Consider the following 21,726-nt stretch of genomic DNA (forward strand, 5'->3'; position numbering starts at 1 on the left):
AGTCCAACAACATGTCTAGACTGCGTCGCATGTCACCACGCCGAAGCTACGACCAGTACTGTTCCGCCGCCCGCGCGCTCGACGTCGTCGGCGACCGCTGGACCCTGCTGATCGTCCGCGAGCTCCTCGCGGGACCGCGCCGCTACACCGACCTGCACGCGGATCTGCCCGGCGTCAGCACGGACGTACTGGCCTCCCGGCTCAAGGACATGGAGCGCGACGGCCTCGCCACCCGCCGCAGGCTGCCCCCGCCCGGAGCGGCGTACGTGTACGAACTCACCGCGCGCGGAAGCGCGTTGCTGCCCGTGCTCCAGTCCCTCGGCGCCTGGGGCGAGGCCGAACTGGGCGAGCGGCGCCCCACGGACGCGGTGCGGGCCCACTGGTTCGCGCTGCCCCTGCTGCGTGCCCTGGAGGGCGAGGGGCTCGTCGAAGTCCGCCTGGACGAGGGCAGGTTTCACCTGCGCGTCGGAGCCGAGGACGGCCCCGTGTACGGCGACGGACCCGCCCCCGGGCAGCCCGACGCCCTGCTCCGCCTGGACACCGCCACCTGTACGGCGATCGGCCGCGGCGAACTGACCCTGGCCGACGCGGTCCGCGCGGGACGGGTCGGGGTGACCGGCGACGGCACCCTCGCCAAGACGCTGCGGGAGCCGTGACACGAAAGGCGGAAGGCCCGCACGGGGCGGGCCTTCCGGGAGGACGTCACGCGGTCGGCGGCACCCCGGGCGGACGCCCGGACCCCCGCGTCAGCCGGTGGCCGGCGACGCCCGCGAGGGCGGCCAGGATGCCGCCCGCCGCCGTCCACACCCAGCGGTCGGACCACCAGCCGGAGGCCCAGCCGTCCTCGGGCTCCAGGCCGGCCAGGACGGCGGTGGGCGAGTCGTCGTCCTCCGCCTCGTCCGACTCGGCGCGCGTCGCGATGCCCGGCACCAGCGGTTCGGACAGCGCGCCGTCCACGGCCGCCGCGCCGCCCATCTCCTTGGACTCGACCCGCAGTTCGGTCTCCACCGGCTGGCCCAGGTCGGCCGTGGACAGCCGCAGAGCCGTGAGGCGGACGTAGTACGTGCCCGGCAGCGGGTCGTTCGCCCACGGCTCCGACCAGGCGCGGACCGTGCGCAGCACGCACTCCAGCTCCACCGAGGGCCTGTCCGCCCCGGCGGTGCGGGTCTGCGCGCCGTACTGGCAGGCCTGGCGGCGGCGCAGACCGTCGTACACGTCGATCTGCCAGGTCTCGGCCGCGTGGCTCTCCGGCAGCTTCACCGTCGCGCGGACGGTGGGGCGCTGCCCGGCGTCCGCCGGGAACGACCAGTACAGGTAGTCGCCCGTGGAGGCGCGCGCGGTGGCGGTCCGCCCCTGCTCGACCTCCGTCGCCGTGCGGAAGGAGGTGCCCGCGCGGGTGGGCGCCCCGTCGTCCCCGGATGCGCCGGGGGAGGGGGAGGAGTCGGCCGCGGCGGGGGCGGCGGCCAGCCCGAGCGTCAGCAGGGCGGCACTCAGGGCACGAAGGGAGCGCATCAGTTGGTCCTCCAGACGGCGACCCGCCAGCGTGACAGCCAGCCCCAGACGAGACCGGCGAGGAAGCCGGTGAGGACCAGCGCGCCGAGCAGCCACCAGCCCCGGCCGAGGCCGAAGGAGGCCACGTCGTCCGCGCCGTCCGGGCCGTCCACGACGTCGACCGTCAGCTCCAGCGGAAGACCGGGCGTGGTCTTCACCCCGGAGTCCGCCGAGAAGGAGGTGGTCACCGCCAGGCACACGGTCTCGGCCGCGGGCTTGCCGCTGTCGTCGTCGTCCCGCTCGGGCTTGGGGTACCGCAGCCCGGTGGACAGCACGTCCGTACGGCCGGTGCCGGTCGCCTCGCCGCGCACGATCTCCCGGTCGTGCACGGTGACGGCCCGCAGCAGCACGCCGTGGTCCGGGCGCACGGCGCGGTCCGCCGCCACGCTCACCGAGGCGCGCAGCTCCTGTCCGGAGAACAGTTCCACGCGGTACCAGCGCTGCTGCCCGAACTCCTGGCGGTCGGTATAGAGACCGGACTCGAGCACCGGCGCCTCGTCGCACGAGCCGGCGCCCCGGACGGCCACCGGCGTCACCACGGGCTCGGCCGCGCGGTCCACCAGCTCGTTCACCCGGTCGGTGAGCTCGTCCTGGTGCTCGACCGAGGTGTACGTCCCGCCGGTCGCCTCGGCGATGCAGCTGAGCTGCCGGCTCAGCTTCGCGTTCGGCACCAGGCCCAGGGTGTCGATGGTCAGGCCGATGCCCTTGGCGGCGATCTCCCGGGCCACCTCGCACGGGTCGAGCGGGGCGCAGGTGTCCTCGCCGTCGCTGATCAGCACGATCCGCTTGGAGCCGTCGCCGCCCTCGAGGTCGTCGGCCGCCTTCAGCAGGGCGGGGCCGATCGGGGTCCAGCCCGTCGGGGTGAGCGTGGCCACCGCCGTCTTGGCCTCGGTGCGGTCCAGCGGGCCGACCGGGTAGAGCTGCGCGGTGTCCTTGCAGCCCTCCTCGCGGTCGTCGCCGGGGTAGTTCGCGCCCAGCGTGCGGATGCCCAGCTCGACCTCCTCCGGCGTCGCGTCCAGCACCTCGTTGAACGCCTGCTTCGCCGCCGCCATCCGGGACCGCCCGTCGATGTCCTCGGCCCGCATCGAGCCGCTCACGTCGAGGAGGAGGTTCACCTTCGGCGCGTCCTGGCCCGTGGGCTCGTCGGCGGCCGCCCCGGCCGGGAAGGCGAGCCCGGCCGTCAGTGCGGCGAGCAGGGCACAGGCGCCTGCCACCGGCCGTTTTCTTCTGATCATCGGCGGATCCTATTGATCAGGGGCGCTGTGCTCCAAAACGGGCCGTCACCTGGACCCCCAGCGCAGCGGATTGGGCAGTTCCGTCCATTGGTCCCCCGCCGTCCGCGGCGACAGCCGCATCAGCGTCAGCGCCTTCGCCGGCAGCGGCCCGTCGAGCAGGGCGGTCAGGTCCGGGGTGCGCGGCAGATCCCGTACGGCGCTCTCCAGGGCCGCCCGCAGCGCCGGTCCCGACCCCGTCGTGCCCGCCAGTGCGCCGGCCACCAGCGAGCCGAACAGCTTGCGCCGCAGGGTGCGTTCGTCGTCCGTGACCATGCGCGCGGGCAGCCGGTCGGGGAGCGGGACGCCGTGCCGGGCGAGGCGGGCGGGGCTGACCCGCAGATCGGCCAGATCGCGGTAGACCAGCCGCACCGGGTCCCCGTCCGGTTCCAGCACCACCAGCAGGTTCTGGCCGTGCGCCTCCAGCGCCACCCCCAGCTCCAGCAGCCGCAGTCCGACCGTGAGCGCGAGCCGTGCGAACCGGCCCGCCCAGGCGGGGGAGCGGGGCAGTCCGGTGGTCGCCAGCGCCGCCACCGGGACGACCCGCTCCCCGGCCGCCGCGTACTCCTCCGGCGGCTCGCGCAGCAGCGCCGCCAGATCGGGCGACCCGGCCGCCACCGCGCCCAGCGTGCGGGTGATGTGCAGCAGCCCGTCCGTGCGCGCCGCCACCGCCTGCCCGAAGTCCGACAGCGCCGCCGACGCGGCCACCGAGCCGAGCGAGATGTCCCGCACCGAGGACGTCAGCCGGGCGCTCAGCGCCGTCTTGACGTGCGGCCCCTTTGGCAGCGCGAGGGTGCGCAGCGCCATCAGCGGACGCGCCGCGAGGCGCCGCCCGCCCGTCCGCCTCAGCACGTGCGCCGCCTGCCAGGGATGCACCGGCACCACCACCCGCCCCGGCTCCCGCAGCCACTCGGGCCATACCCCCGCCACCAGGCAGCCGGCCTCCGGCACGGACACCAGTGCCAGCTCCACGACCGGCCCGTGCTCGGGCCCGTAGGCGAGCTGCTCGGCCACCGAGAAACCCGGCCGGGAGCGGCAGCCCGGATGGAACGGATGCCCGTCGACCACCCGCTGCTCCCACTGCCAGCCCTCGGTGGGCCACCGTGCCGGGTGATCGTTCCGTGCCGCCCGGGACAGCGCCAACGACGCCGCGCTGTGCCCGAGTTCGGCGGCGAACGCCGCCGAGTGCGGTACCGCCAGCTCCGTCGTCAGCCGCGCCGGATCGGCGTGCGCCGCCCCGTCCAGCCGTACGGCGGTGACGTACGCGCCGGTCGCGTACGGATCCGCGTGCGGGCCGCGCAGCCGCCGGCCGTCCGCCAGCCGCAGGGTGAGCCCCTCGCGGCCCGCTTCCCGGCGGACGATCCACGGCAGCGGCTCGTGCGCGAGACCGCGCCACAGCCGGGTCAGCACGGCCGCGCGGGCGCCGGGCAGCTCGTCGGCGTACCGGGGCACGAGACCGGGCCGTACGACGGCCAGCTCGTCGGCGACCTCGGTCTCGGCGGCGGGGGGACGGTGCACGGGCGGGCTCCTCGGTGACGCGCGGGACGGGACGTGGGAGTGGACGACGACAGACATACTGATCGTCTCCGTCCGGACAGACCGCAAGGAACCAGAGGAACGCGTGGACCTCATCACCCCGCCCTCGGACGACGACGCGGCCCGCCGCGCCGACGCGTACGCGGCGGTGCCGCTGCTGAACTGCCTGCTGCGCGAAGTGGCGCGGCCGGTACCGGGACCGGGGGCGCACGCGACGTACCGGCTGCCCGGCACGGGCCGCCTGCTGCGGGTGCGCGGCACCCGGCGTCCCAGCGCACCCGAGGTCCACGCCGCGGGCGCCTGGCGCCGCGTCGGCCACACGGAGCTGGTGAAACTCGTCGCCGAGGAACTGCGCCGGCACACCGGTCTGTCCAACCGCGAACTGCCCGCCGAGATGCTCGCCAGCCGGGAGGCGGTGGCCGCGCTGCTCGCCGCACGCGCCCGGGCCACGCCGCCCGACGACCCGTACCTGCGCTCCGAGCAGGCCCTCGTCACCGGCCACACCCACCATCCCGCCCCCAAGGCGCGGGGCGGCGGCCCGGCGGCGGCCTGGCTGCCGTACGCGCCCGAGGCGCACGCCCGCTTCCCGCTGGCCCTGCTGGGGCTGCGCGAGGACACGGTGGTGGAGGAGGGCGACACCGCGGCCCTCGACGGCCTGGGCGCCGCGCCGCCCGGCTACCGCCTGCTGCCCGCGCACCCCTGGCAACTGGACCTCGCGGCCCGGGACCTCGCCCCCGCCTTCGCCGACGGCCGCCTGGTCCGGCTGGGCACGACCGCCTTCCCGGTGTGGCCCACGGCGGCGGTCCGCACGGTGTACGCGCCCGAGCGCGACCTGTTCCTGAAGTTCAGCCTGGACGTGCGCATCACCAACGACGTCCGCCGGCTGTGGCGCCACGACCTGCTGAGGCTCCGTGCGACCGACACGGCCGTACGCGACGCCTTCGCCGGGTCGGACGCGGCCTGGCAGAGCGACCGCGGGCACCGCACCGCGGACTTCGCCCACGAGCAGCTGGCCGTGGTCGTCCGCGACGGTCTGCGCGGCCACCTCCCGCCCGGCGCGACCCCGTACCTGGCCGCCGCCCTGGTGGAGGGCTTCGACGGCAACCCGCTGGCCGCCGCCGAGCGGCCGGCGGCCTGGTGGGAGGCCTACCTGTCGCGGGTGGTCCCCCCGGCCCTGACGGCCTTCGGCGGACACGGCGTCGTCCTGGAGGCCCACCTGCAGAACACGCTCGTCGCCATGGACGCCGACGGCACGCCGGTACGGGCCCTGTACCGGGACGCCGAGGGCGTGAAGCTCCTGTCCGAGGTCTCCCGGGAGGCGGGCTGGGAACGCCTGGTCTACTGCCTGGTCGTCAACCACCTCATGGAGGTCGCCGCCGCCCTCGCCGACCACCACCCCGGCCTCGACCCCTGGCCCGCCCTCCGCCGCGAACTGGCCCGGCACGACCTCCCCGAGATCCCCGCCCTCCTCGCCGCCCCCACCCTCCCGGCCAAGACCAACCTCCTGCTGCGCTGGACCGCGGCGGACGGCGCGGACGCCCGCTACCGTCCGCTGCCCAGTCCGCTGGCCGGCGGGTGACTCAGCTCCGCTCCGCCCGCGGCGCGCGTCCCGCGCCGTCGCGGGCCAGGGCTCCGGGCCACCACGCCCGGGGCCCGATGTCGATCACCAGCGCGGGGACCAGCAGCGAGCGGACCACGAGCGTGTCGAGCAGGACGCCGAACGCCACGATGAAGGCGATCTGCACCAGGAAGGCCAGGGGGATGACCATCAGCGCGGCGAACGTCGCGGCGAGCACCACACCGGCCGAGGTGATCACCCCGCCGGTCGTGGTCAGCCCGCGCAGCACGCCCCGCCGGGTGCCGTGCGCGAGCGCCTCCTCCCGCACCCGGGACATCAGGAAGATGTTGTAGTCGACGCCGAGGGCCACCAGGAACACGAACCCGTACAGCGGGACCGACGCGTCCGTGCCGCTGAAGCCGAGCAGGTGCTCGAAGACGAGCGTCGAGACGCCGAGGGTCGCCAGGAAGTTGAGCGCGACGGTCGCGACCAGCAGCACGGGCACGAGCAGGGAGCGCAGCAGCAGGACGAGGATCAGCAGGATGATGACGAGCACGACCGGGACGATCAGGGTGCGGTCGTGGGCGGCGGTCTGCTGGGTGTCGTACTGCTGGGCCGTGTGGCCGCCGACCAGCGCGTCGGCTCCGGAGACCGCGTGCACGTTCTCGCGCAGCCGCTCGACGGTCTCCTTCGCGGCGTCGCTGTCCGCCGCGTCCTCGAGGGTGACGTCGATGCGGACGCGCCCGTCGACGACCAGCGGCTCACCGGCCCCCGGCCGCCCCGAGGCGGAGACGGCGCCGGCCGAGTCCACGCCCTCCGTCCTCTGCGCCGCTTCCGTCACCGCGTCGCCGCGGTCGGCGTCGGCGATGACGACGGCCGGGTTCCCGGACCCGCCGGGGAAGTGCTCGCCGAGCGTCTTCTGGGCGGTGACCGAGGGCGCGTCGTTCACGAAGATCTCGTCGAGCGGCACCCCCTTGGCGGACAGGGAGGGGGCGAAGGCGGCGAAGACGGCGAGGACCAGCGCGGTCAGCAGCCACACCCGGCGCGGCCGGCGGTCCACGGCCGCGGCGACCCGGCGCCACACGCCGTGCCCCTCCACGGACGCGTCCGACGCCTTCGGCCGGGCGGGCCAGTACGCGGCCCGGCCCAGCAGGGCCAGCACGGCCGGCAGGAAGGTGAGCGTGGAGAGCACCGCGCACACGATGCCGATGGCGCCGACCGGCCCCAGGGCGCGGTTGTTCGTGAGGTCGCTGGCGAGCAGGGCCAGCAGCGCGAGCGCCACGGTGGCGGCGCTCGCCGTGATGGCGCCGAAGGACCTGCGCACGGCCGTCAGCGCGGCCGCGTACCGGTCGCCGTGCCCGGCGAGCTCCTCGCGGAACCGGGCCGACAGGAGCAGGGCGTAGTCGGTGGCCGCGCCGATCACGAGGATCGAGAGGATGCCCTGCACCTGGCCGTCGACCCGCACCACGTCCCGGTCCGCCAGCGCGTAGACGACGGCGCAGGCGAGCCCCAGGGCGAAGACGGAGCCGAGGATGATCAGCAACGGCAGCAGGACGCTCCGGTAGACCAGCAGCAGGATCAGCAGGACGGCGCCGAGCGCCACGCCCAGCAGCAGTCCGTCGATGCCCGCGAACGCGTCCGACAGATCGGCCTGGCTCGCCGCCGGGCCGGCGATCCGCGCCGTGGTCCCGGACACGCCGTCCGCCGCCCGGCGCACCTCGTCCAGCACCTCGGGCAGCTCGTCGCCCAGGTCGGGTTCGAGCTGCACGACGGCCTGCAGGGCCTCCCGGTCCTCGGAGACCAGCGCCGGGGAGGGCCGGCCGACGACACCGGCGCCGCCGGCGAGGGCGCCGACCGCGTCCGAGGCGGCGGCCTGCTGGGCCCCGGTGACCCGGCCGCCGTCCGTCGTCCACACCACGACGGCCGGCATGGTCTCGGACCGGTCGAACGCCTTCTGGGCGTCGAGCACCCGGGTGGACTCGGCGCTCTGCGGGAGGAAGGAGGCCTGGTCGTTGGTGGCCACCTCGCCCAGCTTGCCCGCGTACGGCCCGAGCGTCCCGCCCACGCCCAGCCAGACGATCAGCAGGGCGAGCGGGACGAGCCACCGGACCCGGCTCGGTGCGTTCTTCATGTGGATCCCCAGGAGCCGAAGGAGTAAGTCAATGATTAAGTATCTCAATCATTGAGTGATTCTATACTGGCCGACATGAGCGGTTCCGGTACCCCCTCGCCCCCTTCTCAGGCGGACGACCCGACAGGGCTGCAGTCCTTCGCCGTCCAGCTCCGCCGGATGAACGGCGAGTTCAACCGGATCGCCCAGGAGTTCGCGCACGCGCAGGGCCTGCACCCCACCGACATGCAGGCCCTGATCGCGATCCTGGACGCCGGCGCGGACGCCGACGCGCCGGACGAGCCGATGACACCCGGCCGCCTGCGCAAACAGCTCAACCTCACGTCCGGAGCGGTGACCGCGTGCCTGGACCGCCTGGAGCGGGCGGGCCACATCCGGCGCGTCCGGGCGGCCGGCGACCGCCGTGTGGTGCACCTGGAGTACGCGGCGCGGGCCAGGAGTCTGGCCAGGGAGTACTTCCGGCCGCTGGCGCACAGCACCGACACGGCGCGCGGCCGTTTCACCCCCGAGGAGCTGACGGTGATCGTGCGGTTCCTCAGGGAGATGAACCGTGAACTCGCCCTCCTGCGGCAGCGCGCGGGCTGACGCAGGGCCGCGGGTAGGGTTCGGGACATGCTGACCGAGGTCACCGCCACCCGTTACGTCACGCCGCTGCCGCAGGGCGGCTCCGTGCCCGGCGTCTTCGAGGCCGACGACCTCGGCACGTACGTCGTCAAGTTCACCGGCTCCGCCCAGGGGCGCAAGGCGCTGGTCGCCGAGGTGATCGTGGGGGAGCTGGCCCGCGCCCTCGGGCTGCGGTTCCCGGAGCTGGTGCTGGTGCACTTCGATCCGGCGGTGGCGGACGGCGAGCCGCACCAGGAGGTGCGGGAGCTGCACGCCGCCAGCGCCGGCGTCAATCTCGGCATGGACTACCTGCCGGGCGCGCGGGACTTCACCCCCGAGACCGCCCGGGCCTTCCCCGTCGATCCGCTGGAGGCCGGCCGGGTCGTCTGGCTCGACGCCCTCACCGTGAACGTGGACCGCACCGTCCACAGTTCCAACCTGGTGGTGTGGCCGACGCTGGGCGTCGCGCCGCCGCGGCTGTGGCTCATCGACCACGGGGCCGCGCTCGTCTTCCACCACCGCTGGGAGGGCTCGGACCCCGGCAAGGCGTACGACTTCCGTCATCACGCCCTCGGCCGTTACGGACCCGACGTCCGTGCGGCGGACGCCGAACTCGCGCCGAAGGTGACCGAGGAGCTGCTGCGGTCCGTCACCGCCGCGGTCCCCGACGACTGGCTGGCCGGCGACCCCCGCTTCGCCACGCCCGACGAGGTCCGCGAGGCGTACGTGGCGTACCTGCACGCGCGCGTGCGGACGTCCCGGGCGTGGCTGCCCACCGACTTCCCCGGCCCGGACGAGCTCGCCGAGGAGAACGCCCGGCGGGCGGCCAGGACGCGGAGGGGGCGGCCCGACTGGCTGAAGCGGGTCCCCGACCTGCACGGCAAGCCGGCGGCGGCCCAGGACTGGTCGGTGCACCTGGGCCGCCCGGACACGTAGGGGTCAGCCCTTGAGCCGCTCGTGCGCCGGCAGGGTGGGGAAGCCGGCGTGGTCCTCGTCGAGGGAGACCTTCAGCAGCAGGTCGTGCGCCTGCTGCCAGGTGCCGCCCGCGAACGCCTCCTCGCCGGTCCCCGCGCGGACGGCCGCCGGTTCCCCGGCCGCGACCTCGCGGGCCGGCTCGGCGGCGACCCGCCGGCCGCTGTCGGGGACGACGCCCGCGTCGATCCGCTGCCGGATCCGGGAGCGGGAGATCTCGGCGGTGGCGGCCTCCTCCATCAGGTCGAAGACGGCGACCGCGCCGAGCCCGCGCAGCCACGCCTCGATGTACCGGATGCCCTGCCGGGGCAGGGGCTCGGCGTCGACGACGGTCGGCCCGGGATGACGGTGGACGCCCGCGGGGAAGCCGGGCGTTTCCGTTCGGTGGATGGTGATTTCCTCATGCGGAAGCTCGATGTTCCGTTGGCGCCGGAGTCCTCCGGTCGGGGGAGGGCGGCGCTCGCCGTCCTCACCGCTCGTCCTTCGTCGTCCCGGCTCGTTCAAGGTGCGCCAGATCCGCCTCGGTGTCGATGTCGTACGCCTCGGCCACGTCGCCGCACTCGACGAGTGTGAGCCCTTCCGCGTGCTCCCTCAGGTAGGCGCGCGCCCCCCGGTCGCCGGTCGCGGTCGCGGCGACCCCGGCCCAGTGCGCGGCGCCGAGCAGCACCGGGTGGCCGCGCACGCCGTCGTAGGCGGCCGAGGCGAGAGACTCGGGGGAGCGGAGGGCGCCGAGCACCCGGGCGACCGCCTCCGGGCCGATCCCGGGCTGGTCGACCAGCGAGACCAGCACGGCCGGTGCGCCCGTCCCGGCCAGCGAGTCGAGACCGGCCCGCAGGGAGGTGCCCATGCCCTGCTCCCACGCGGGGTTGTCGACGAGGACGCAGTCCGGCAGGAGGGCGCGGGCGCGCACCTCGTCCGCCCGCGCGCCGAGCACCACGTGCACCCGCGCACAGCCGCCCGCGCGGAGCACCCCCGCCGCGTGCTCCACGAGGGGCCGCCCCCGGTGCCCGAGCAGCGCCTTGGGCCGCCCGCCGAGCCGTCGCCCGCCGCCCGCGGCCAGCAGCAGTCCCACGGTCCGGTCCCCGTTTTCCGTCATGCCTCCTGCATACCGCATCCGTCGCGGGGTATCGGGACGGCGCCGGACGGGCGCCCGTGGCCGCATCGTCACGCTGTGGAGCAACTCGATGACGCAGCGGACTGGCGCGAGGGGGTCGGGGTGGCGTTTACTGGCGCGACCGGTCGGCGGGGCGCCGCGGCCGGCCGGGGAGGCGCACGACGACGTGCCAGGGGGAGGACTGTGTCGCACAGCGTGGAGCAGAGGTGTGTGCCCGGCAGTCAGGTGGACCCACGGGTGGCGGGGCTGCGCTCCGCCGTGTCCCGGCTGCGCCGTCAACTCGCCGCCCATCCCGGGGACTTCCGGGACCGGAGCATCGCGGAGGAGGAACTCGCCGCGCTGGCCGGCATGGCCGTCGCCGGCGACGTCGAGGTTCCCCGGCTGCGCCGCTCCCTGCTGCTGATCGCGGGCGCGATCGGCTCGGTGAGCGCGCTGGGGCAGGGCGTGCGCGAACTGCGCGAGGCGGTGGACCTGTTCGGCCCGGCGCCACGCGTCTGACGCGCGCCCCGCTCAGGCGGTGGGGGCGGCGCCCGGCGTGGTGAGCGCCTCGGAGAGCTCCACCGCGACCTGCTGGAGCACCGGCACGATCCACTCCGTCGCCGCCTCCGTGACCCGCCCCGCCGGGCCCGAGATGGAGATCGCCGCCGCCGTGGGGGAGTCCGGCACCGGCACGGCGAGGCAACGGACGCCGATCTCCTGCTCGTTGTCGTCCATCGCGTAGCCGAGGCGCCGTACGTCCTCCAGGGTCGCGAGGAAGCCGTCCGGCGTGGTGATGGTCCTGTCCGTCGCGGCGGGCATGCCGGTACGGCCGAGCAGGGCCCGCACCTCCTCCGGCGGGAAACCGGCCAGCAGGGCCTTGCCCACGCCGGTGGAGTGCGGCAGGACGCGCCGTCCGACCTCGGTGAACATCCGCATCGAGTGCTTCGATGGCACCTGCGCCACGTACACGACCTCGTCCCCGTCGAGCAGCGCCATGTTCGCCGTCTCGCCGGTCTCCTCCACCAGGCGGGCCAGATGCGGGCGCGCCCAGGCGCCCAGCAGCCGGGAGGCGGACTCGCCGAGCCGGATCAGCCGCGGGCCCAGCGCGTAGCGACGGTTGGGCTGCTGGCGCACGTAGCCGCAGGAGACCAGCGTGCGCATCAGGCGGTGGATGGTCGGCAGGGGCAGCCCGCTGCTCGCGGACAGCTCGCTCAGGCCGACCACGCCGCCCGCGTCCGCCATCCGTTCGAGCAGGTCGAAGGCGCGCTCGAGGGACTGCACGCCGCCACTGGCGGCGGACCGGGCGGAGTCGGTGGTGCTGGCGCTGGACGTCGGCACGGCGCGTTCCTTTCGAGGCCTGGCAGGAAGGGCAGAAGCCTACCCGGCAGCCGGTCGGCCGCCCGCTTGCGCAGGGCGGTGTTCTGCTGGGCGAAAGCTTTGCTCCGTCGTGCGGAATCGCCCGGAGGCGCCCGCGGGTCCGGGCCGTGCGGGGCGCGTACCCTTGACGGCCCGGAGGCGCGGGGGAAGGCTCCTTCGACAGAACGTCGAATTCCATCCCGGCGGAAGGCCAGGGAGGATCCGCGTGCCCGACGCCGCGCCGGTGCCGCGCTCCACGCGCGTCATCACTCCCGAGGGAACGCGCGTCGCGTCCGTCACGGTCGCCGACGGCACGATCCGCTTCGTCCTCCCGGAACCGGCGGTCGGCACGCACGCGCGCGCGGAGGTCTTCCCCGACGGCGGCATCTCCCGGCTGCGCCTGTTCGGCTCCCTGGCCGAGCGGGGGCGACCGCCCTGACGGCCCGCCACCGCGAACCGGGCGGCTGACCCGCCGGGAACGCGCGGGGGATCACACCGCGTGCCGTCGTGTCCCGGACGCCCCGCCGCAGTGACCATCGAAGCGGGGAACTTTACGGAACAGACTGGCCCGGCGGGCCGTTGCGCGGGCGGGCCTCACGCTGCGTCACACCGTGCCCCCGGCGTCGTGCCGTCGCGATCGCCGGGGCGGGGAACTTTACGGAACAGACTGGCCCGACCGGTCGACCCGCGGGCGGGCGTCACGCCGCGTGTCCGCCGTCCACCGAGAACTCCGCGCCGGTGACGTACGCGGCCCCCGCCAGGTGGGCGATCGTGTGCGCCACCTCCTCCGCCGCGCCGAAGCGCCCCAGCGCGGTCATCGCCGCCTGGCCGGGCGCGTGGGGTCCGTCCGCCGGGTTCATCTCCGTGTCGACCGGGCCCGGGTGCACGATGTTCGCCGTGATCCCACGCCCGCCCAGCTCCCGTGCCAGGGCCTTGGTCAGACCCACCAGCGCCGACTTGCTCATCGCGTAGAGCGTGCCGCCGGGACCGGGCACGCGCTGGGTCATGCAGGTGCCGACGGTGATGATCCGGCCCCCGTCCGTCATGTGGGCGACGGCCGCCCGAGAGGCCAGGAAGACCCCCCGCACGTTCACCGCGAGCACCCGGTCGACGTCGGCGGGGGACAGCGTCTCCACCGGCCCGAGCACACCGACCCCCGCGTTGTTCACCAGGACGTCGAGCCGGCCCAGCTCCCGCGCGGCGGCGTCCACCGCCCCGGCCGCCTCCCGCGGGTCACCGGCGTCCGCGCGCAGGGCCACCGCGCGGCGCCCCAGCGCCTCCACGGCCCGTACGACGCCCTCGGCCGCCTCCTTGCCGTTCACGTACGTCACCGCGACGTCCGCGCCCTCCCGCGCCAGCCGCAGCGCCGTCGCCGCGCCGATCCCGCGGCTGCCGCCGGTCACCAGCGCCACCTTGCCGAGCAGGGTCTTCTCGTGGGTCCTGATCGATGTGTTCGTCGTCATGCGTCCATCCCAGCGCCCGCGCCCCCGGCGCGCTGGCGGCGAACGGACGTCGACCTGCCGCCCCGCCGATGAGTCGCGGCTCCCGCCGGAGTCTGAGCTGATGACGACAGACCCCCGCACCGGAAGGCAGGAACCCGTCATGGGCAAGCTCGTAGTCACCACCTTCGTCACCCTCGACGGCGTCTACCAGGCCCCCGGCGGCCCCCAGGAGGACACCAGGGACGGCTTCGACCAGGGAGGCTGGAGCGTCCCCTACGGCGACGAGGACTTCGGCCGGTTCGTCAACGGGGTCTTCTCCCGTGCGGGCGCCTTCCTCCTCGGCCGTCGTACGTACGACATCTTCGCCTCGTACTGGCCGAAGATGACCGACCCCGCCGACCCGGTCGCCGGCAAACTGAACGCGCTGCCGAAGTACGTCGCCTCCGCCGGCCTCACCGACCCCGGGTGGGCCGGCACCACCGTGATCCGCGGCGACCTCGCCAAGGAGGTCACCGCCCTCAAGGAGCGCACCGACGGCGAGCTCCAGCTGCACGGCAGCGGGGCCCTCGCCCGGTCCCTGTTCGCGCTCGACCTCGTGGACACCCTGCACCTGCTGACGTTCCCGGTCGTCCTCGGCGCCGGGCGCCGCCTGTTCCCGGAGGGCTCGATGCCGGGCGCCTTCCGGCACACCGGCGGAGAGATCACCGCCGCGGGCGTGTCCGTCCAGACCTACGACTTCTCCGGCCGCCCCGCGTACGGCTCGTACGAGCTCCCGGAGAACGCCTGACCTCGGCCGCACCGGCGGACGCCGCCGGTGCGGCCGGCGCTTCAGCCGGGCTTCCGGCTCTCCGCGGCGGCGAACAGGGCGCCGCCCAGCACCAGCAGGGCGACGCTCGCGTAGATCTCGTAGCCGTCGAGGAACCCGATCCGCTGCACCAGTCCCCAGTTCCAGTCGGTGAACCGGGTCACCAGACCCGCCACCCCCTGCACCAGGGCGAGGAAACCCAGAAACTCCAGCAATTGCTTCATGTCCCGACCCTCGCCCCGCGGACCCCCGCCCGCATCGGCCGCGGGGCGAGCCCGTTCCGACGGAAGACCGTGATCCGCGCCGGCCGGGGCGCCGAAAGTCTGCGGCGCCGCGACTTCGGTAGGGGATCCGCTCGCCGGGCGGTGCCGGGAGGCGCTCCCCGCGTAGATTCGTCGACCGTGACTGGTGACAAGGCGGCGCAGACCGCTCCGGTGTTCACGGGGCGCCGATGGTTCTTCCCGTCCGCCCTCATCCACGAACTCGACCCCGACACGGCCCGTTCCGGGCGGCCCCGGCGCACCGCGCGGGACTGGGTCGTCGACTTCGCCTGCTTCCTGCTGGCCGTCCTGGTGGGCCTGCTGGGCGCCGAGACGCTCAGGAGCAGCCACGTCCTCCCTCCCGCGCTGGTCACCGCCGACCAGGTGCTCGGCGCGCTGTCCTGCGCCGTGATCTGGCTGCGCAGGCGGTGGCCGTTCGCCCTGGCCGCCGCGATGGTCCCGGTCAGCTTCGTCTCGGAGACCTCCGGCGGTGTGGCGGTCATCGCCCTGTTCACGCTCGCCGTGCACCGCCCCTTCCGGTACGTGGCGTGGGTGGGCGGCGCCCACGCGGTCTCCGTCCCGCTGTACTTCTGGTGGCGGCCCGATCCCGACCTGCCGTACCTCGCCTCGCTGGTCCTCCTCGCGGTGCTGCTGGGCGCGGTCGTCGGCTGGGGCATGTTCGTACGGTCCAAGCGGCAGCTCATGCTGAGCCTGCGGGACCGGGCGCGGCGGGCCGAGACCGAGGCGCGGCTGCGGGCCGAGCAGGCGCAGCGGCTCGCGCGCGAGGCCATCGCGCGGGAGATGCACGACGTGCTCGCGCACCGGCTGACGCTGCTGAGCGTGCACGCGGGCGCCCTGGAGTTCCGGCCCGACGCCCCGCGCGAGGACATCGCGCGGGCGGCCGGCGTCATCCGGGAGAGCGCGCACGAGGCGTTGCAGGACCTGCGGGAGATCATCGGCGTGCTGCGGACCGGCGACGCCGACGACGCGGGCCGGCCGCAGCCGACGCTCGCGGCGCTCGACACCCTGGTCGCCGAGTCCCGGCAGGCCGGTATGAAGGTCGTCCTGGAGCAGCGGGTCGCCGACCCGGCCGCCGTCCCCGCCTCCGTGGGCCGCACCGCCTACCGGATCGCCCAGGAGGGCCTGACCAACGCCCGCAAGCACGCCCCCGGCGCGGAGGTCACCGTGTCGGTCACCGGCGGCCCGGGGGAGGGCCTCGCCGTGACCGTGCGCAACCCCGCGCCGGAGGGGGACGTGCCGCACGTGCCCGGCGCCGGGCAGGGGCTGATCGGCCTCGCCGAACGGGCGACCCTGGCGGGCGGGACCCTGGAGCACGGGCCCACGCCCGACGGCGGGTTCGGGGTGCGGGCACGGTTGCCGTGGGGGTGAACCGGAATCATCTGGTCCGTGTTTCCCCGCTCCGTGGGACCGTGATTACGTACGCGCCATGACTGCGATCAGAGTGCTCCTCGTCGACGACGACCCGCTGGTGCGGGCCGGGCTGTCCTTCATGATGGGCGGCGCGGACGACATCGAGATCGTCGGCGAGGCCGCCGACGGCGGCGAGGTCGAGGCGCTCGTCGACCGCACCCGGCCGGACGTCGTGCTCATGGACATCCGGATGCCGGCGGTGGACGGTCTCACCGCCACCGAGTCGCTGCGCCGGCGCGAGGACGCCCCGCAGGTCGTGGTGCTCACCACCTTCCACGCCGACGAGCAGGTGCTGCGCGCGCTCCGCGCGGGCGCCGCCGGGTTCGTCCTCAAGGACACCCCGCCCGCCGAGATCGTCGACGCGGTGCGCCGGGTCGCGGCCGGTGATCCCGTGCTGTCGCCCACGGTCACCCGGCAGTTGATGGCACACGCGGCCGGCGCCGCCGCCGACACGCGGCGCACGCGCGCACGCGAGCGCGTGGCGGACCTCAACGACCGTGAACGCGAGGTCGCCGTCGCGGTCGGCCGGGGCCTGGCCAACGCCGAGATCGCCGCCGAGCTCTACATGAGCGTGGCCACCGTCAAGACCCACGTCTCCCGCATCCTGGCCAAGCTGGGCCTCAACAACCGCGTGCAGATCGCCCTGCTCGCCCATGACGCCGGCCTCCTGGAGGAGACCGGGGACCGCTGACCTCAGGTGTACGCCGCGGTCGCCCCGCTCACCAGCTCCGTCGGCCGGACCGGTCTGCGCTCCCGCCGGGACAGCTCGCACGCCTCCGCGACCAGCAGCGCCTGGAGGGCCTCCCGTCCGTCGCACGGGTTGGCCCGCTCGCCCCGCACCACCTCGACGAACGCGATCAGCTCGGCCTCGTACGCGGGTCCGAACCGCTCCAGGAACCCGGTCCACGGCTTGTCCGCGGCCGGCGGCCCGGTCGGTTCGGTGGACGCGATCGGCGTGCGGTCGTCCAGGCCGACGACGATCTGGTCCCGCTCCCCGGCGAGCTCCATGCGCACGTCGTAGCCGGCGCCGTTCAGCCGGGTCGCGGTGACCGTGGCGAGCGTGCCGTCGTCGAGGGTGAGGAGCGCCGCGCCGGTGTCGACGTCGCCGGCCTCGCGGAACATCGCGGGACCGGCATCGGACCCGGCCGCGTAGACCTCCGTGACCTCCCGGCCGGTCACCCAGCGCAGGATGTCGAAGTCGTGGATCAGGGTGTCCCGGTACAGCCCGCCGGACTGCGCCAGGAACCCGGCCGGCGGCGGCTCCGCGTCGCTGCTCGTCGCCCGTACGGTGTGCAGCCGTCCGAGCCTGCCCGAGCGCACCGCCTCCCGCGCGCCCGTGTAACCGGTGTCGAAACGGCGCTGGAACCCCATCTGCAGGACGGTTCCGGCGGTCTCGACCTCCGTGATCGCCTGTAACGTGCCCGTCAGGTCCAGGGCGATGGGCTTCTCGCAGAACACCGGCAGCCCCGCGCGTGCCGCCCGGCCGATCAGCTCGGCGTGGGCGGACGTGGCCGTCGTGATCACCACGGCGTCCACTCCCCAGGTGTAGATCTCGTCCACCCCGGGCGCCGCCGTCTCGCCGAGCCGGTGGGCGAGGGCCTGGGCCCGTGCCGGATCGACGTCCGTGAGGATCAGGGAGCCGACGTCGCGGTGTCTGCTGAGTGTGTGGGCGTGAAGGGTGCCGATGCGGCCCGTACCGATGACCCCGATGCGCATGGAAACAAAGTGGGGCCCGCGCCGCTCCCTGTCAATGCGTATGTCCGGACAACCGAACTACACGACTTCCCGTCAACAGCGCACGGGGCTACGCTCGGCCCGTGCCGAAACCAGAAGTGGACCCGACCGTACAGCTGGAGCTGAGCGTGGACCGCGGCTCCCCCGTGCCGTTGTACTTCCAGCTGTCCCAGCAGCTGGAGTCCGCCATCGAGCACGGCGTGCTGACCCCCGGCACCCTGCTGGGCAACGAGATCGAGCTCGCCGCGCGGCTCGGTCTGTCCCGGCCGACCGTCCGCCAGGCCATCCAGTCCCTCGTCGACAAGGGTCTGCTGGTGCGCCGCCGCGGGGTCGGCACCCAGGTGGTGCACAGCCGGGTCAAGCGCCCGCTGGAACTCAGCAGTCTCTACGACGACCTGGAGGCGGCCGGTCAGCGCCCCGGGACGAAAGTGCTGGTCAACACTGTGGTGGCGGCGTCCGCCGAGGTCGCGGGCGCGCTCGGCGTGGCCGAGGGCGGCGAGGTGCACCGGATCGAACGGCTGCGGCTCACCCACGGGGAGCCGATGGCGTACCTGTGCAACTACCTGCCGCCCGGCCTGCTCGACCTGGACACCGGCCGGCTGGAGGCCACCGGCCTGTACCGGCTGATGCGGGCCGCCGGGATCACCCTGCACAGCGCCCGCCAGACCATCGGCGCCCGTGCCGCCACCGCCGGGGAGGCCGAGCGGCTGGGCGAGGAGACCGGCGCCCCGCTGCTCACCATGGAGCGCGTGACCTTCGACGACACCGGTCGCGCGGTGGAGTTCGGCACCCACACGTACCGGCCCTCCCGCTACTCGTTCGAGTTCCAGTTGCTTGTACGGTCCTGACAATCCGACGTGACGCGCACCCCGTGCGGTCCTCATGTCCGGACAATGTGACCGGCTACCGGTCCCCGCGAGGGGACGCCCGATGCCCGTGTTCGAGAATGGGGCGTTTGGGGCCGGTGCGGTCATCGGCCCCTTGCATACGCAAGAGCACAGCAAGAAGGGCAAGTCCTCGTGTCACGGTTTTCGACCTGGGTGGGCATCGCGCTGGCGGGGGCGCTGAGTCTCTCGCTCGCCGGATGCAGCAGTACCGGCGGCAAACGGGCGGAGGACGCCCGCGCGGCCGCGGCGGCCCGGGGCGGGGCGGCGGTGAACACCCCCCGCTGGACCTTCGCGATGATCACCCACGCGGGAGACGGCGACACCTTCTGGGACATCGTGCAGAGCGGTGCGGAGCAGGCCGCGCTGAAGGACAACGTCCGCTTCCTCTACTCGCACGACGACGAGGCCCAGCAGCAGGCGCAGCTCGTGGACGCGGCCGTCGACAAGAAGGTGGACGGCATCATCGTCACCCTCGCCAAGCCGGACGCGATGAAGGCCTCCCTCGCGCGCGCCCGCAAGGCCGGCATCCCGGTCGTCACCGTGAACAGCGGCTCGGCCGAGTCGAAGGAGTTCGGCGCGCTCACCCACATCGGCCAGGACGAGACGATCGCCGGCGAGGCGGTCGGCGAGGAGCTGAACGGGCGGGGCCGGAAGAAGGCCCTGTGCGTCCTGCACGAGCAGGGCAACGTCGGTCACGAGCAGCGCTGCGACGGGGTGGAGGAGACCTTCGACGGCACGCTGGTCCGCCTCCACGTCAACGGCACGAACATGCCCGACGTGCAGTCGGCGATCGAGGCCCGGCTGCAGTCCGACGCCGCCGTGGACGCCATCGTCACCCTGGGCGCCCCCTACGCCGACACCGCCGTCAAGGCCCGCGAGGGGGCGGGCAGCGACGCCGAGGTCGACACCTTCGACCTCAACGCCAAGGTCGCCGCCGGCCTGAAGGACGGCAGCCTCGGCTTCGCCGTCGACCAGCAGCCCTACCTCCAGGGCTACGAGGCGGTCGACCTGCTGTGGCTGTACCGGTACAACGCCGACGTCCTCGGCGGCGGCCGGCCCGTGCTCACCGGACCGCAGGTCATCACCGAGGACGACGCCGTCGCCCTCGAGGAGTACACGCGGCGGGGCACCCGATGAGCGCGACGACTCCCGACGTCTCTGATGAAAGGTTTCTGCGCAGCTCTTCGCCGCTCCAGCGGCTGCTGACCAGACCCGAGCTCGGCTCCCTCGTCGGCGCGATCGCCGTCTTCTGCTGCTTCGCCCTCGCCGCCGACAGCTTCCTGCGCGCCCCCAGCCTCGGCACCGTCCTCTACGCCTCCTCCACCATCGGCATCATGGCCGTCCCGGTCGCCCTGCTGATGATCGGCGGCGAGTTCGACCTGTCGGCCGGGGTCCTGGTCACGTCGTCGGCACTGGTGTCGTCGATGTTCAGCTACCAGATGACCGCCAACGTCTGGGTCGGCGTCGGCGTGTCCCTGCTGGTCACGCTCGCCGTCGGCGCCTTCAACGGGATCGTGCTGGCCCGCACGAAGCTGCCCAGCTTCATCGTCACGCTCGGCACCTTCCTGATGCTGACCGGCATGAACCTCGGCTTCACCAAGCTGATCGGCGGCACCGTCTCCACCCGGACCATCGCCGACATGGAGGGCTTCCCCGCCGCGCGGGCGCTCTTCGCGTCGACGCTCACCGTCGGCGGCATGCACATCAAGGTCACCGTGCTGTGGTGGCTCGCCCTGGTCGCCCTCGGCAGCTGGATCCTGCTGCGTACCCGCGCCGGCAACTGGATCTTCGCGGTCGGCGGCAACGAACAGGCCGCCCGTGCGGTGGGCGTCCCCGTGACCCGGACCAAGACCGCCCTCTACATGGGCGTCGCCCTCGGCGCCTGGATCTGCGGCCAGCACCTGCTCTTCAGCTACGACGTCGTCCAGTCCGGCGAAGGCGTCGGCAACGAGCTGATCTACATCATCGCGGCCGTCATCGGCGGCTGCCTGATCACCGGCGGCCACGGCAGCGCCGTCGGCTCGGCGGTCGGCGCACTGATCTTCGGCATGACCAGCAAGGGCATCGTCTTCGCCGAGTGGAACCCCGACTGGTTCAAGTTCTTCCTCGGGGCGATGCTGCTCCTCGCCACCCTGCTCAACGCCTGGGTGCGCCGCCGCGCGGAGGCCTCGGCATGACCCGGACCGGCTCCCGCACGGCCCTGGTGGAGCTGTCCGGCGTCAGCAAGCGCTACGGCAACGTCCGCGCCCTCGAGGACGTGTCGCTGGAGGTGCACGCGGGCGAGATCACCTGCGTGCTGGGCGACAACGGCGCCGGCAAGTCCACCCTGATCAAGATCATCTCAGGACTGCACGGGCACGACGGCGGCACGCTCGCCCTCGACGGCGAGGAGACCCGCCTGGCCTCGCCGCGCGAGGCCCTGGACCGGGGCATCGCCACCGTCCACCAGGACCTGGCCGTCGTCCCGCTGATGCCGGTGTGGCGGAACTTCTTCCTCGGCTCCGAGCCCCGCAAGGGCACCGGCCCCTTCAAGCGCATGGACGTCGACCGCATGCGTCGCACCACCCGCGCGGAACTCCTCCGCATGGGCATCGACCTCCGCGACGTCGACCAGCCCATCGGCACCCTCTCCGGCGGCGAGCGCCAGTGCGTGGCCATCGCCCGCGCGGTGCACTTCGGGGCGAAGGTCCTCGTCCTGGACGAGCCCACGGCGGCCCTGGGCGTGAAGCAGTCGGGCGGGGTCCTGAAATACGTGACCGCGGCACGCGACCAGGGCCTGGGCGTCGTCTTCATCACCCACAACCCGCACCACGCCCACCTGGTGGGCGACCGGTTCGTCCTGCTGAAACGCGGCACGATGGCGGGAAGCCACACCCGTGACTCCCTCACGCTGGACGAGCTGACAAGGCAGATGGCCGGCGGCACGGAGCTGGACGACCTACGCCATGAACTGCAACGCCCCCGGGGGCGCGGGGCTGTATAGCTGTATAGACGTGCGGCTCCGCCGCGTGGGCGCGATCAACTCCGGCGCACCCGCACCCGACAATGATCCGCACCACGCACCCGGGATCCATTCGGCACCCGGCGGAGCCGTGC

21 protein-coding genes and 2 pseudogenes are annotated in these 21,726 nt (G+C 74.1%); 13 read left to right on the plus strand and 10 right to left on the minus strand.

Annotation, left to right across the window (positions count from 1 at the left end):
• The first annotated feature begins 29 nt into the window (after positions 1-29).
• The gene (locus tag ACZ8ZB_RS27980; RefSeq protein ID WP_470740390.1) at positions 30-656 is read left to right on the plus strand and encodes a winged helix-turn-helix transcriptional regulator; all 627 of its coding nucleotides are present in this window, start codon (positions 30-32) and stop codon (positions 654-656) included.
• Positions 657-702: 46 nt separating this feature from the next.
• On the opposite strand, the gene ACZ8ZB_RS27985 is transcribed toward ACZ8ZB_RS27980, so the two are convergent.
• Genes ACZ8ZB_RS27985 through ACZ8ZB_RS27995 form a run of 3 tightly spaced genes read right to left on the minus strand, consistent with a single transcriptional unit; the run spans position 703 to position 4,340 of the window.
• A complete protein-coding gene (locus ACZ8ZB_RS27985; RefSeq protein ID WP_470740391.1) occupies positions 703-1,512 on the minus strand; it encodes a hypothetical protein in 810 nt (269 codons plus the stop codon).
• Complete coding sequence (locus tag ACZ8ZB_RS27990) at positions 1,512-2,786, minus strand: VWA domain-containing protein (RefSeq protein ID WP_470740392.1); 1,275 nt, start codon at positions 2,784-2,786, stop codon at positions 1,512-1,514. Before ACZ8ZB_RS27990 ends, ACZ8ZB_RS27985 begins: the two co-directional genes overlap by 1 nt.
• A gap of 45 nt (positions 2,787-2,831) precedes the next feature.
• Positions 2,832-4,340, minus strand: coding sequence for an IucA/IucC family protein (locus tag ACZ8ZB_RS27995; protein WP_470740393.1), 1,509 nt, complete (start codon positions 4,338-4,340; stop codon positions 2,832-2,834).
• 103 nt (positions 4,341-4,443) lie between these two features.
• Here ACZ8ZB_RS27995 and ACZ8ZB_RS28000 point away from each other — a divergent pair, with 103 nt between their 5' ends.
• Positions 4,444-5,937, plus strand: a complete 1,494-nt coding sequence (locus ACZ8ZB_RS28000; RefSeq protein ID WP_470740394.1) for an IucA/IucC family protein — start codon at positions 4,444-4,446, stop codon at positions 5,935-5,937.
• Between the two features lies 1 nt (position 5,938).
• On the opposite strand, the gene ACZ8ZB_RS28005 is transcribed toward ACZ8ZB_RS28000, so the two are convergent.
• The gene (locus tag ACZ8ZB_RS28005) at positions 5,939-8,047 is read right to left on the minus strand and encodes an MMPL family transporter (RefSeq protein WP_470740395.1); all 2,109 of its coding nucleotides are present in this window, start codon (positions 8,045-8,047) and stop codon (positions 5,939-5,941) included.
• Between the two features lie 75 nt (positions 8,048-8,122).
• Here ACZ8ZB_RS28005 and ACZ8ZB_RS28010 point away from each other — a divergent pair, with 75 nt between their 5' ends.
• Complete coding sequence (locus ACZ8ZB_RS28010; protein WP_470740396.1) at positions 8,123-8,632, plus strand: MarR family winged helix-turn-helix transcriptional regulator; 510 nt, start codon at positions 8,123-8,125, stop codon at positions 8,630-8,632.
• A 27-nt stretch (positions 8,633-8,659) separates the two neighbouring features.
• Positions 8,660-9,586 (plus strand): HipA family kinase, encoded by a 927-nt coding sequence (locus ACZ8ZB_RS28015; protein ID WP_470740397.1) that lies wholly within the window; start codon positions 8,660-8,662, stop codon positions 9,584-9,586.
• Between the two features lie 3 nt (positions 9,587-9,589).
• Here the strand turns inward: ACZ8ZB_RS28015 and ACZ8ZB_RS28020 are convergent.
• Together ACZ8ZB_RS28020 and ACZ8ZB_RS28025 are read right to left on the minus strand one after the other, a co-directional pair.
• A pseudogene (locus ACZ8ZB_RS28020) lies at positions 9,590-9,922 on the minus strand (malate synthase A); the annotation flags it as partial.
• Positions 9,923-10,091: 169 nt separating this feature from the next.
• A complete protein-coding gene (locus tag ACZ8ZB_RS28025) occupies positions 10,092-10,718 on the minus strand; it encodes a nucleotidyltransferase family protein (RefSeq protein WP_470740398.1) in 627 nt (208 codons plus the stop codon).
• A gap of 228 nt (positions 10,719-10,946) precedes the next feature.
• Between ACZ8ZB_RS28025 and ACZ8ZB_RS28030 the strand changes: the two genes are divergently transcribed.
• Positions 10,947-11,234, plus strand: a complete 288-nt coding sequence (locus tag ACZ8ZB_RS28030; RefSeq protein ID WP_470740399.1) for a DUF5955 family protein — start codon at positions 10,947-10,949, stop codon at positions 11,232-11,234.
• A 12-nt stretch (positions 11,235-11,246) separates the two neighbouring features.
• On the opposite strand, the gene ACZ8ZB_RS28035 is transcribed toward ACZ8ZB_RS28030, so the two are convergent.
• Positions 11,247-12,053 carry an IclR family transcriptional regulator gene (locus ACZ8ZB_RS28035; protein ID WP_470740400.1) on the minus strand — a complete coding sequence of 269 codons (807 nt, stop codon included), beginning with the start codon at positions 12,051-12,053 and terminating at the stop codon, positions 11,247-11,249.
• A 325-nt stretch (positions 12,054-12,378) separates the two neighbouring features.
• On the opposite strand from ACZ8ZB_RS28035, the pseudogene ACZ8ZB_RS28040 reads away from it, so the two are divergent.
• A pseudogene (locus ACZ8ZB_RS28040) lies at positions 12,379-12,539 on the plus strand (allantoicase); the annotation flags it as partial.
• A gap of 230 nt (positions 12,540-12,769) precedes the next feature.
• Here the strand turns inward: ACZ8ZB_RS28040 and ACZ8ZB_RS28045 are convergent.
• Positions 12,770-13,534 carry an SDR family oxidoreductase gene (locus ACZ8ZB_RS28045; protein WP_470740401.1) on the minus strand — a complete coding sequence of 255 codons (765 nt, stop codon included), beginning with the start codon at positions 13,532-13,534 and terminating at the stop codon, positions 12,770-12,772.
• Between the two features lie 139 nt (positions 13,535-13,673).
• On the opposite strand from ACZ8ZB_RS28045, the gene ACZ8ZB_RS28050 reads away from it, so the two are divergent.
• Positions 13,674-14,300 carry a dihydrofolate reductase family protein gene (locus ACZ8ZB_RS28050; RefSeq protein WP_470740402.1) on the plus strand — a complete coding sequence of 209 codons (627 nt, stop codon included), beginning with the start codon at positions 13,674-13,676 and terminating at the stop codon, positions 14,298-14,300.
• Positions 14,301-14,341: 41 nt separating this feature from the next.
• Here the strand turns inward: ACZ8ZB_RS28050 and ACZ8ZB_RS28055 are convergent, their stop codons facing one another.
• Positions 14,342-14,542, minus strand: a complete 201-nt coding sequence (locus tag ACZ8ZB_RS28055) for a hypothetical protein (protein ID WP_470740403.1) — start codon at positions 14,540-14,542, stop codon at positions 14,342-14,344.
• A 177-nt stretch (positions 14,543-14,719) separates the two neighbouring features.
• Here ACZ8ZB_RS28055 and ACZ8ZB_RS28060 point away from each other — a divergent pair, with 177 nt between their 5' ends.
• Together ACZ8ZB_RS28060 and ACZ8ZB_RS28065 are read left to right on the plus strand one after the other, a co-directional pair.
• Positions 14,720-15,967, plus strand: coding sequence for a sensor histidine kinase (locus ACZ8ZB_RS28060; RefSeq protein WP_470740404.1), 1,248 nt, complete (start codon positions 14,720-14,722; stop codon positions 15,965-15,967).
• Between the two features lie 58 nt (positions 15,968-16,025).
• Positions 16,026-16,700, plus strand: a complete 675-nt coding sequence (locus ACZ8ZB_RS28065) for a response regulator transcription factor (protein ID WP_470740405.1) — start codon at positions 16,026-16,028, stop codon at positions 16,698-16,700.
• Between the two features lie 2 nt (positions 16,701-16,702).
• Here ACZ8ZB_RS28065 and ACZ8ZB_RS28070 read toward each other — a convergent pair whose 3' ends face one another.
• Positions 16,703-17,725 carry a Gfo/Idh/MocA family protein gene (locus tag ACZ8ZB_RS28070; protein WP_470740406.1) on the minus strand — a complete coding sequence of 341 codons (1,023 nt, stop codon included), beginning with the start codon at positions 17,723-17,725 and terminating at the stop codon, positions 16,703-16,705.
• A 116-nt stretch (positions 17,726-17,841) separates the two neighbouring features.
• Here ACZ8ZB_RS28070 and ACZ8ZB_RS28075 point away from each other — a divergent pair, with 116 nt between their 5' ends.
• From ACZ8ZB_RS28075 to ACZ8ZB_RS28090, 4 genes are all read left to right on the plus strand, one after another.
• Entirely contained in the window at positions 17,842-18,591 is a 750-nt protein-coding gene (locus tag ACZ8ZB_RS28075) for a GntR family transcriptional regulator (RefSeq protein WP_470741599.1), read from the plus strand.
• 171 nt (positions 18,592-18,762) lie between these two features.
• Complete coding sequence (locus ACZ8ZB_RS28080; RefSeq protein WP_470740407.1) at positions 18,763-19,767, plus strand: sugar ABC transporter substrate-binding protein; 1,005 nt, start codon at positions 18,763-18,765, stop codon at positions 19,765-19,767.
• The gene (locus ACZ8ZB_RS28085; RefSeq protein ID WP_470740408.1) at positions 19,764-20,807 is read left to right on the plus strand and encodes an ABC transporter permease; all 1,044 of its coding nucleotides are present in this window, start codon (positions 19,764-19,766) and stop codon (positions 20,805-20,807) included. The genes ACZ8ZB_RS28080 and ACZ8ZB_RS28085 overlap by 4 nt, the downstream gene beginning before the upstream one ends.
• Positions 20,804-21,613, plus strand: coding sequence for an ATP-binding cassette domain-containing protein (locus ACZ8ZB_RS28090; protein WP_470740409.1), 810 nt, complete (start codon positions 20,804-20,806; stop codon positions 21,611-21,613). The genes ACZ8ZB_RS28085 and ACZ8ZB_RS28090 overlap by 4 nt, the downstream gene beginning before the upstream one ends.
• Positions 21,614-21,726: the final 113 nt, after the last annotated feature.

Source organism: Streptomyces sp. 12E (genome assembly GCF_055633275.1).

Bases quoted from the DNA above. Each gene is read 5' to 3' on its own strand.
- ACZ8ZB_RS27980 (WP_470740390.1), top strand. From the start codon at position 30: ATGTCACCACGCCGAAGCTACGACCAGTACTGTTCCGCCGCCCGCGCG.
- ACZ8ZB_RS27985 (WP_470740391.1), bottom strand. From the start codon at position 1,512: ATGCGCTCCCTTCGTGCCCTGAGTGCCGCCCTGCTGACGCTCGGGCTG.
- ACZ8ZB_RS27990 (WP_470740392.1), bottom strand. From the start codon at position 2,786: ATGATCAGAAGAAAACGGCCGGTGGCAGGCGCCTGTGCCCTGCTCGCC.
- ACZ8ZB_RS28005 (WP_470740395.1), bottom strand. From the start codon at position 8,047: ATGAAGAACGCACCGAGCCGGGTCCGGTGGCTCGTCCCGCTCGCCCTG.
- ACZ8ZB_RS28010 (WP_470740396.1), top strand. From the start codon at position 8,123: ATGAGCGGTTCCGGTACCCCCTCGCCCCCTTCTCAGGCGGACGACCCG.
- ACZ8ZB_RS28015 (WP_470740397.1), top strand. From the start codon at position 8,660: ATGCTGACCGAGGTCACCGCCACCCGTTACGTCACGCCGCTGCCGCAG.
- ACZ8ZB_RS28025 (WP_470740398.1), bottom strand. From the start codon at position 10,718: ATGACGGAAAACGGGGACCGGACCGTGGGACTGCTGCTGGCCGCGGGC.
- ACZ8ZB_RS28045 (WP_470740401.1), bottom strand. From the start codon at position 13,534: ATGACGACGAACACATCGATCAGGACCCACGAGAAGACCCTGCTCGGC.
- ACZ8ZB_RS28050 (WP_470740402.1), top strand. From the start codon at position 13,674: ATGGGCAAGCTCGTAGTCACCACCTTCGTCACCCTCGACGGCGTCTAC.
- ACZ8ZB_RS28055 (WP_470740403.1), bottom strand. From the start codon at position 14,542: ATGAAGCAATTGCTGGAGTTTCTGGGTTTCCTCGCCCTGGTGCAGGGG.
- ACZ8ZB_RS28065 (WP_470740405.1), top strand. From the start codon at position 16,026: ATGACTGCGATCAGAGTGCTCCTCGTCGACGACGACCCGCTGGTGCGG.
- ACZ8ZB_RS28070 (WP_470740406.1), bottom strand. From the start codon at position 17,725: ATGCGCATCGGGGTCATCGGTACGGGCCGCATCGGCACCCTTCACGCC.
- ACZ8ZB_RS28085 (WP_470740408.1), top strand. From the start codon at position 19,764: ATGAGCGCGACGACTCCCGACGTCTCTGATGAAAGGTTTCTGCGCAGC.
- ACZ8ZB_RS28090 (WP_470740409.1), top strand. From the start codon at position 20,804: ATGACCCGGACCGGCTCCCGCACGGCCCTGGTGGAGCTGTCCGGCGTC.